Below are 9,447 nucleotides of genomic sequence, written 5' to 3' on the forward strand. Positions count from 1 at the left end.
GCGCCTACCACGCGGTGTGGATGCGATAAAGAGGTCGCATCGCCGCCTTGTCTGTACCAGCCCCATCCGCTAGACCGCGCGCGAACCCAAAAGCCAAAGGTAGATCCATGGCCAAGCCCAAGAAGACCCCGCGCCCCAAGGCAGAGACGCCCAAGGGTTTCCGTGATTATTTCGGTGCTGAAGTGACACAGCGCACCGAAATGCTGCGCGCGATTGCGGGGGTCTATCATCGCTACGGGTTTGATGCCTTTGAAAGCTCCGGGGTGGAAACCGTCGAGGCTCTGGGCAAGTTCCTGCCCGATGTGGACCGCCCCAACGAAGGTGTGTTCGCCTGGCAGGAGGACGCGGAAGGCGACAAACCCGGTGATTGGCTGGCGCTGCGTTATGATCTGACGGCGCCTTTGGCGCGGGTCTATGCGCAACATCAGAACGACCTGCCCAAGCCTTATCGTCGCTATGCCATGGGCCCTGTCTGGCGCAATGAAAAGCCGGGCCCTGGCCGTTTTCGTCAATTTTATCAGTGTGATGCGGATACCGTAGGGGCTCCGTCAGTGGCCGCAGATGCAGAGATTTGCGCCATGCTCGCCGATTGCCTCGAAGAGGTCGGCATCCCGCGCGGCGACTACGTGATCCGCGTGAACAACCGCAAGGTGCTGAACGGCGTGCTCGAAGTCGCTGGCCTCTCCGGCGACGACAAAGAACGCGAGCGTGGCATCGTGCTGCGCGCCATCGACAAACTGGACCGGTTGGGTCCCGAGGGTGTACGCGCCCTGCTGGGTCAAGGCCGCAAAGACGAGAGCGGGGATTTCACCAAAGGCGCTTGTCTTGAACGGCACCAAATCGAGAAAATCATGGCTTTCGCAACGGCATCTGAAACCGTGAAAAACAGGTTGCGAGACCTAGGGCAGGACCTAAAAACAGAGACCGGCACCACACTACGATTTGCCGCCATCGCGGGTGAGCGTCCCTTTGATTCATTTCTAGGGACGAATTCCGATCCTGAAGAGTACGAGCTATGGAATCGTGCAGCGCTGAGTCATCTGCGCGAACTCGTATCTGAAAGCTCAGAAGGTAAGACCGGCGTTTATGAACTGGACCAAATTGCCCAGCTTCTTGCAGCAGGCGGCTATGGCCCCGACCGGATCATCATCGACCCTTCGGTGGTCCGGGGTCTCGGCTACTACACCGGTCCGGTCTACGAGGCCGAACTGACTTTCGACATTCAGGACGAGAAAGGCCGCACGCGCAACTTTGGCTCTGTCGCGGGTGGCGGGCGTTACGACGATCTCGTTAAACGCTTTACCGGGCAGGAAGTGCCCGCGACGGGTATCTCCATCGGTGTCGACCGTCTTCTCGCGGCCCTGCATGCCAAAGGCCGGATGCAGGTGTCTGAGCCTGGGCCGGTGGTCGTGACGGTCATGGACCGCGACCGGATGGCGGATTACCAGGCGATGGTGGCAGAACTGCGCGGCGCGGGCATCCGGGCGGAGGTTTACCTCGGAAATCCGAAAAACTTCGGCAATCAGCTGAAATACGCGGACCGTCGAGGCAGCCCCGCGGCGGTGATCGAGGGCGGCGATGAAAAAGCCAAAGGTGTCGTTCAGATCAAGGATCTGATCTTGGGCGCAAAAATTGCCGAAAGCGCGACATTGGAGGAATGGAAAGACCGCCCCAGCCAGTTTGAGGCGCCACGCGATCAGCTGATCGCGAAAGTCCGTGAGATTCTGGCGCAACATGATCAGGCGGCGGGCGACGCGGGGCCATGATCACCCGGGCCGAGACCCTTGCACGGGCGGCTGAACTGCGCCGGTATTTCGAAGATGCCGGGGCGCAGCCGGTGGAAACACCGATCCTTCAGCCAGCACGCACCCTGCTTGACCTCTATGGCGAGGACATTCGCGCGCGCGCCTATGTGACCTCGGATGCGTTGCGGGGTGAGCAGATGTTGCGCCCGGATTTCACCGTGCCGGTTGTGCAGATGCATATGGCGCATGGGGCCGAGCCTGCGCGCTACACCTACGCTGGCGAGGTTTTCCGGCGGCAGGAGCATGATCCCGACCGGGCCAACGAGTTCGTTCAAGTGGGCTATGAGGTGTTTGATCGCGCCGATCCAGCGGCAGCGGATGCCGAGGTCTTTGCCCTGATGTCGGATGTGACCGCGCCGTTGAACCTGCGCGCTGCCACCGGTGACATTGGCGTCTTGATGGCAGCGGTGCAGGGGTTGCGCACGACCGAAGCGCGTAAGGCAGCGCTTTTGCGTCACATCTGGCGGCCGCGCCGGTTCCGGGCGTTGCTGGACCGATATGCAGGCCGCGTGCCCGTGTCGCAAGAACGTCAGGATTTGCTGGCAAAAGCCGATGTTCGGATCGAGGCACCTTTGATCGGGAAACGCTCCGCCAGTGAAATCTTGGCGCGGGTCGAGAGGCTGCGGTCAGATGCCAGGGCACCATCGCTCAGTTCAGGGGAAGTCGACCTGCTGGACGCCCTGCTGAATGTCCGGGAAACCATTCCCTTTGCGTTGGAGCATCTGCGCGACATCGCGGTTGATCTGGCGTCGATTGCCAGCGCGGTGGAGCGTATTTCCAGACGGGCCGACGCCCTTGCTTCGCGGGGCGTGGACATCGAAAGCCTGCCATTCGAGGCTAATTTCGGGCGGACATCCATGGAATATTACGACGGGTTTGTCTTTGGTTTCTTCAACCCGGCGCGTCCCGACCAACCCGCCATTGCTACCGGCGGCCGGTATGACGCGCTGACCCGGCGTCTGGGGCAGGGGACGGAAATTCCCGCTGTTGGCGGTGTGCTGCGGCCTGGCTTGATGTTGGAACTGGAGGCGCGGCCATGACGATCAAACTGGCTGTCCCGTCCAAGGGCAGGTTGATGGAAAAGACATTCGACTGGTTTGGCGAGCGCGGGATTGTGCTGACGCGCACCGGGTCGGATCGGGAGTATGCCGGGGCCGTTGAAGGGATCGAGGGTGTGTCGCTGGTCTTGCTTTCAGCAGGCGAGGTGCCGCGGGAATTAGCGGCGGGGCGCATCCATTTCGGCGTCACGGGCACCGATCTGGTGCAGGAAAAGTTGCCCCTGTGGGAGCAGCAAATCGAATCCATGACGGAATTGGGGTTCGGGCAGGCAGATCTCGTTCTGGCGGTGCCGCAGGCCTGGGTGGATGTGGATACACTCGATGATCTGGATGCGGCGGCAACGGCATTTCGGGCCGTGCACAACATGCGGCTGCGGATTGCGACCAAATACCACCGCCTCGTGCGTGAATACCTGCGTCATGGCGGGGTGGCGGATTACGCGTTAGTCGATAGTCAGGGCGCGACCGAAGGCACGGTGGCCAATGAAACCGCAGAGGCCATCGCCGATATCACCTCCAGCGGTGAGACGTTGCGCGCCAATCACCTGAAGATTCTGATCGAAGAGCCCATCCTGCGGTCGCAGGCCACGCTGTGGCGCAGCCGAACCGCGGAGGTTGCTGAAGCAGACCGCGGGGTAATTTCGGAATTTGTCGAGCGGCTGTCGGGGTAGCCGTCAGAGCACACCGATCTCCGCCAGCGCCCGGTTCAATTCCACCGGTAGCGGTTCTTCGGAGGATCGACCTTTCGGTAAGTCCGGTGGCGCGTCGCTGACCGGCAGGTAACGCCAGCCCTGAAACGGGCGCTTGAGGCTGCCTTGGGTGCGGATCACTTCTGGGTCCAGCACGATGGCACAGCGGCGGATGCCGTCGTTACCGATCACCTCGTCAAGGCGGAGCACCTTCTGGCGGCACTGCACAACGCCCTTCACGACCCAATAGATGGAGCCGCCGTTGAGAATTTCCGCCTCGCGTTTGGGCCACATACGGGTGATGTGACGCGGCAAACCGTCGCCGCCCTGCGCACGTTTCGTTGCTTGCCAGGCGATCAGGCTTTCCACATTGTCCGACCCGACCGAGAGCTTGATCAGATTGACCACCGATTGGTCGCGTTTTTGCTGCTTCGCCATTGATTGATTCTGCTTGCTCATGCTGTATATTGTAGTTCGTAACTTCAAAGCCTCAATGGTTAGTAGTTTTTTCCACAGCGATCTGTGGATAACTCAGCAGGAGACAGCATAGATGTCAGCTTTTGCGGCGCCCATCGCCGAACAGATCTGGGATATGAAATACCGCTTCAAAGAGGCGGATGGCACTCCGAAGGATTTGACGGTTGAAGACACCTGGCGACGTATTGCGCGGGATCTGGCGCAGGTTGAGAAGGACCCGAGTGTCTGGGAAGAGCGGTTTTACGCGGCGCTTGAGGACTTCAAATATCTGCCTGCCGGGCGGATCACGGCGGGTGCTGGCACGGCGCGGTCGGTCACATTGTTCAACTGCTTCGTGATGGGCACGGTGCCGGACAGCATGGCAGGTATTTTTGACATGCTGAAAGAGGCCGCCCTGACCATGCAGCAGGGCGGCGGCATAGGCTATGATTTCTCGACGATCCGGCCCAAGGGTGCGGATGTTAAAGGGGTGGCCGCGGATGCCTCCGGGCCTTTGAGCTTCATGGATGTCTGGGACGCGATGTGCCGGACAATCATGTCCGCAGGCTCTCGCCGTGGCGCGATGATGGCCACCATGCGGTGTGATCATCCGGACGTCGAAGACTTCATCGCCGCCAAATCCGACCCCGCGCGCTTGCGCATGTTCAACATGTCTGTCCTGATCACAGACCCGTTCATGGCAGCGGTGAAGGCTGATGCGAGCTGGGATCTGATCTTCGACGGCAAGGTCTATCGCACGGTCCAGGCGATCGATCTGTGGAACCGCATCATGCAGGCGACCTATGATTATGCAGAGCCCGGTGTGATTTTCATCGACCGGATCAATGACGCCAATAACCTGAAGTATTGCGAGACCATTGCCGCGACAAACCCCTGCGGCGAGCAGCCCTTGCCGCCTTATGGCGCCTGTTTGCTGGGATCGATCAACCTGTCGCGGTTGGTGGTGAACGCATTTGAAGACGCTGCGGCGCTGGATGAAGCGGCGCTTGGCGATCTGGTCGCCACGGCGGTGCGCATGATGGACAACGTCGTCGATGTGTCGCGGTTCCCCCTGGACGCGCAGGCGGGCGAGGCGCAGGCCAAACGGCGGATCGGCCTTGGGGTGACAGGTCTGGCGGATGCGCTTTTGATGGTGGGATTGCGCTATGGGTCCGACGCGGCGGCGCGTCAGACCGAGCGCTGGCTGCACCGGATCGCCCGCGCCGCATATCTGGCGTCGGTGGATTTGGCGAAGGAGAAGGGCGCTTTCCCGCTCTTTGACGCTGAGGCCTATTTGGCGTCGGGCACCATGCAGGCGATGGACGATGATGTACGTGATGCAGTCCGCAAACACGGTATTCGCAACGCGCTGCTAACGTCGATTGCGCCGACCGGCACGATCAGCCTCTATGCGGGCAACGTGTCTTCCGGGATCGAGCCGGTGTTCGCCTATGCGTACAACCGCAAGGTCCTGCAAAAGGATGGATCACGTACCGAAGAAGAAGTGGTGGACTATGCGGTGAACCTGTGGCGCGAGAAATTCGGGGAGGCCGAACTGCCCGACTATTTTGTGAACGCCCAGACCTTGGCGCCGTCAGATCACGTAAAGATGCAGGCCGCTGCCCAAAAATGGGTGGACAGTTCAATCTCCAAAACGATCAATTGCCCGGAAGACATCAGTTTCGACGCCTTCAAAGATGTTTACATGCAAGCCTGGGACACAGGCTGCAAAGGCTGTACCACCTATCGGCCGAATGCCGTCACCGGCTCTGTTTTGAGTGTATCGGAGGAAAAGCCGTCGGCCGACGCACCGGAAGTCATCACAAATTCAGACGCAGAGCCAGCAACGCCGCATGGCGATGTCATTTATATGTCAGAACCGCTGGATCGACCGAATGGATTGGAGGGCAATACCTACAAGGTCAAATGGCCCGACAGCGAACATGCTCTTTACATCACCATCAATGACATTGTGATGGGCGGGCGCAGGCGGCCCTTCGAGGTGTTTATCAACTCCAAGAACATGGAGCACTTTGCGTGGACTGTCGCCTTGACACGGATGATTTCGGCGGTGTTTCGTCGGGGCGGTGATGTCTCTTTCGTGGTCGAGGAGCTAAAGGCCGTATTCGATCCGCGTGGCGGGGCGTGGATGCAGGGGAAATACATTCCCTCAATTCTCGCGGCGATTGGCGGTGTGATCGAACAGCATATGATCGCAACAGGCTTCATCGAAGGTGAGGGTATGGGCTTGAAGTCCGACCCGCAGGCGCAGGTTGTTGGCCTGGATGCACCGCGCGGTCAGGCGTGTAGCAGTTGCGGCCAATACGATCTGCGCATGGTTGAGGGCTGCATGACCTGTGGGAGCTGTGGGTATTCCAAGTGTAGTTAGCCAGCTGGGAGGTAATTGTTGTGGCTGTGGCGTGTCACAAGACATTACCTAAACGTTTCAATAGGTCATTTTGACAAGTGATACGAAAGTGAAGCCTCGAGTCTTACCGAGGCCGCTTTATTGTTTGGCAAGTACCCGGGAACTGCGGCTTATAGGGACCGCACATGCTTTAGTTTTATTGCGGATTCGGCGGAAAGGAGCCGTTCGCTGCTGTCGCCAACTTGAAATATAGCAAGCCTCAAAGCAGACTTTCATCTGCTCTGGCATCCCTCACGAGTAAGCCTTGCAATCAGAGCGAGAAGGCGACAAGCTTATCGGCATGTACCGCCCAAGTTTTGGCGGCAAAAATTCTTTTTGATTTATTTTAGCTTAGCCAGCGCTGGATGCGGGTGAAAGGAAAACGCAAACCATGTCGCGGACTGCTGACTACACAATCCAAGGTTTCTTGTATCAGTTCAATAAGACCATCAAAGAGATTTTAAGCGCAGAGAACGATCATACGATTGCCGTCGAAGGCATTGCCGAGGATATCGAAGTCATATCGCCGGAAGCGACAACTGCAATCCAATGTAAGTACCACGAGACGAATACGTCGTTTACGGCCAGCGCAGTTTACAAGCCTCTGCTCCAAATGCTCAATCATTTTTCAGACCATCCAGAAGAGAGCATTCGCTATGTACTATTTGCCCACTTCGCCGGCGTCGTGACGCCATATCCCACCGTGGGAAAAGAAACCTTTGAGGCCGCCCTATCATCCAAGGACAAGAACCTCCAAAAATACATCACCTCGCTTCCGTCGTCGGTTGACCTTGATGGATTTGAAAAAAAATTCACGATGGAATTTGGACCAAGCTACGATGAACTGGTCACGGAGGTCAGTGCAGAGTTAGGGTACAACGGGTTTGCCGCAAACGACATCGAAACCCTTGCATACCCAAACGCAATTCAGATTGTAGCATCGCTCAGCGTGAAGCACGACCAAGCCAAGCGGAAGATCTCCAAAAGACAGTTTCTTTCGAAACTGAAGAGCATCCGAACAACTGCCATCTCCCATTGGACACTTGCACTAAGGTCGCGAGAAAAGCTCCTTCAGGCCAAGCGCAAACAGCTCAAAGTTCAACTCAATAAAAACGCGCGTCTTCGTTATTTTGTCATCGACCCTTCAAGAATTGAAGACTACGAGACGGAAGTCGTCCTTTTCATAAGCGACTACATCGGCAAGTATCACTTCAAGCCTGCTCATATCCGTACACCCATCCTGTGCCTCCGCGCGACGAGAGATGAAGTTCAGGGTATTCAGGTTCGCTTGTTTGCGAAAGGCATTGTGTCAACAGATGGCTATGTTGGAACACAATTCGAAAAAGCCCACTTCTTTCGTGACCCCTTGGTCTCAAAAACTGCTGGCGGAGAGATCCGACGAGAGTTCCATATCCGTATTTTGAGCTACGATGACCATGGTGAAACGCTAAACGACAGAAAATGCGACGATCTTTTCATCATTGGCGAACCGAGCTGCGAAGGGCTCGGAACGGAGGACATAAACGCCGAACGGTTGTCTGGCACCACGATGAAGGAAGTGAAGTACGTCATGGGAGTAAGTGATGTCCACGAATAGCATTGGTCAGGTTTTATCGTGCTCCCCTGAGGCTATAGTTGTCCTCGTTGACGGCTTACAGGTCTTCGAGGACCACAAAGCGGCTCTTCAAGTCGGGCGCTACTTGCGTATCGCGCAAGGAAACAATGACTATACTGTCGCCACTATTCAAAACGTTCGCGGCGTCCTTGGAGAGGACGCTGAGGCAAAGCCGAAGTGGCAGTTTCATATTCAATGTCAGGCTGTTGGGACACTCATCGACGACAAGACCTTTGAACGTGCCAGTGTTCTTTTACCAGTTCCGACTGAACCAGCCTTCCCGGCAGAGAAGGATACACTCGACAAGTTGTTTGCTGAGGATGCCAACTATCGATTTCCCCTCGGCATGCTATCTCTCAACAAAGCAACGCCCCTCAGAGTCCATGGAGATCGCTTCTTTAGTAAGCATATCGCCATAGTTGGGTCTACTGGCTCCGGGAAGTCCTGCACTGTTGCCAGGATTCTTCACGACGTTGTGGGCATTGCCGATGGGGCCAATACAAACCTTAATAAGCAGAACAACTCTCACGTAGTGATCTTCGATATCCATGATGAGTACACGGATGCATTCACGCTGGCAGAGGAACAGTCGTTCACCCTAAATCGGTTGGATATAGATACCTTGTGCCTGCCGTACTGGCTAATGAACTCCGAAGAGCTGGAGAGCATGTTCATCGAAAGCAACGAACAGAACTCTCACAACCAAGTCAGTCAATTCAAGCAAGCTGTCATCCTGAACAAGGAGAAACACAACTCGGCAATTAAGGAAATGACATACGACACGCCGGTCTATTTCTCAATTAAGGAGGTATACCGCTATATTGAAAACATGAACCGTGAGGTCATCGGCCGGCTGGAGGGTGAAAATAAGCCTAAGCTATCCGATGGGACATTGATCAACGATCGTAAGGACCACTATTTCGATACCTCCTGCACATTCGTCCCGCCATCCACAGCCAATGCCACTAAGGCAACCGTTGGGCCATTCAATGGAGAGTTTAACCGCTTCGTCTCGCGACTTGAAACGAAGCTTTCGGACAAGCGACTGCGATTTTTGCTTCAGACCACCAAAGCTGATGGGAGTTCTTTCAAGACTGATGACTTCGAGCACATCATGAAGCAATTCATCGGTTACCTCAATCAAGCGAATGTCACCATAGTTGATCTAAGCGGCATCCCATTTGAGGTGCTGAGCATTACCGTAAGCTTGGTATCGCGGCTAATCTTCGATTTCTGCTTCCACTATTCGAAGTTACGCCAGGGCCAAGAAGTGCTAAACGATGTGCCAGTAATGATTGTCTGCGAGGAGGCCCACAACTACATACCACAAAGGGATAACGCTGGACCTGTCGCGTTTTAGTGCCGCCCCAAGTGCTCGTTTAGGCCACTTTTCGTTCGAAGGCGACCGGGCTTTTCC

At 56.5% G+C, this 9,447-nt stretch carries 7 protein-coding genes; 6 read left to right on the forward strand and 1 reads right to left on the reverse strand.

Translation table 11 applies throughout. The annotated features are described in order from the left end of the window. The first annotated feature begins 107 nt into the window (after nt 1–107). From hisS to hisG, 3 genes are read left to right on the forward strand one after another with little or no spacing between them, the layout of a single operon-like run. Nucleotides 108–1,766 (forward strand): histidine--tRNA ligase, encoded by a 1,659-nt coding sequence (hisS, locus tag Q1A63_RS18330; protein WP_298973445.1) that lies wholly within the window; start codon nt 108–110, stop codon nt 1,764–1,766. Further along, nucleotides 1,763–2,845 carry an ATP phosphoribosyltransferase regulatory subunit gene (locus Q1A63_RS18335; RefSeq protein ID WP_298973447.1) on the forward strand — a complete coding sequence of 361 codons (1,083 nt, stop codon included), beginning with the start codon at nt 1,763–1,765 and terminating at the stop codon, nt 2,843–2,845. The genes hisS and Q1A63_RS18335 overlap by 4 nt, the downstream gene beginning before the upstream one ends. Further along, the gene (gene hisG, locus Q1A63_RS18340; RefSeq protein WP_298973449.1) at nt 2,842–3,534 is read left to right on the forward strand and encodes an ATP phosphoribosyltransferase; all 693 of its coding nucleotides are present in this window, start codon (nt 2,842–2,844) and stop codon (nt 3,532–3,534) included. Before Q1A63_RS18335 ends, hisG begins: the two co-directional genes overlap by 4 nt. A 3-nt stretch (nt 3,535–3,537) precedes the next feature. Here hisG and Q1A63_RS18345 read toward each other — a convergent pair whose 3' ends face one another. Then, a complete protein-coding gene (locus Q1A63_RS18345) occupies nt 3,538–4,011 on the reverse strand; it encodes a DUF1489 domain-containing protein (RefSeq protein ID WP_298973452.1) in 474 nt (157 codons plus the stop codon). A 91-nt stretch (nt 4,012–4,102) separates the two neighbouring features. On the opposite strand from Q1A63_RS18345, the gene Q1A63_RS18350 reads away from it, so the two are divergent. From Q1A63_RS18350 to Q1A63_RS18360, 3 genes are all read left to right on the forward strand, one after another. Next, a complete protein-coding gene (locus Q1A63_RS18350; protein ID WP_298973455.1) occupies nt 4,103–6,397 on the forward strand; it encodes an adenosylcobalamin-dependent ribonucleoside-diphosphate reductase in 2,295 nt (764 codons plus the stop codon). Nucleotides 6,398–6,806: 409 nt separating this feature from the next. Then, complete coding sequence (locus tag Q1A63_RS18355) at nt 6,807–8,012, forward strand: hypothetical protein (protein ID WP_299632342.1); 1,206 nt, start codon at nt 6,807–6,809, stop codon at nt 8,010–8,012. Further along, the gene (locus tag Q1A63_RS18360) at nt 7,999–9,390 is read left to right on the forward strand and encodes an ATP-binding protein (protein ID WP_299632343.1); all 1,392 of its coding nucleotides are present in this window, start codon (nt 7,999–8,001) and stop codon (nt 9,388–9,390) included. Before Q1A63_RS18355 ends, Q1A63_RS18360 begins: the two co-directional genes overlap by 14 nt. Nucleotides 9,391–9,447 lie beyond the last annotated feature (57 nt).

Source organism: uncultured Roseobacter sp. (assembly GCF_947499265.1).
Classification (GTDB): Bacteria; Pseudomonadota; Alphaproteobacteria; order Rhodobacterales; family Rhodobacteraceae; genus Roseobacter.

What these genes read in the sequence shown, in the direction of transcription:
- Q1A63_RS18355 (WP_299632342.1), top strand. Translation starts at nt 6,807, where the DNA reads ATGTCGCGGACTGCTGACTACACAATCCAAGGTTTCTTGTATCAGTTC.
- Q1A63_RS18360 (WP_299632343.1), top strand. Translation starts at nt 7,999, where the DNA reads ATGTCCACGAATAGCATTGGTCAGGTTTTATCGTGCTCCCCTGAGGCT.
- hisG (WP_298973449.1), top strand. Translation starts at nt 2,842, where the DNA reads ATGACGATCAAACTGGCTGTCCCGTCCAAGGGCAGGTTGATGGAAAAG.
- Q1A63_RS18345 (WP_298973452.1), bottom strand. Translation starts at nt 4,011, where the DNA reads ATGAGCAAGCAGAATCAATCAATGGCGAAGCAGCAAAAACGCGACCAA.
- hisS (WP_298973445.1), top strand. Translation starts at nt 108, where the DNA reads ATGGCCAAGCCCAAGAAGACCCCGCGCCCCAAGGCAGAGACGCCCAAG.
- Q1A63_RS18350 (WP_298973455.1), top strand. Translation starts at nt 4,103, where the DNA reads ATGTCAGCTTTTGCGGCGCCCATCGCCGAACAGATCTGGGATATGAAA.
- Q1A63_RS18335 (WP_298973447.1), top strand. Translation starts at nt 1,763, where the DNA reads ATGATCACCCGGGCCGAGACCCTTGCACGGGCGGCTGAACTGCGCCGG.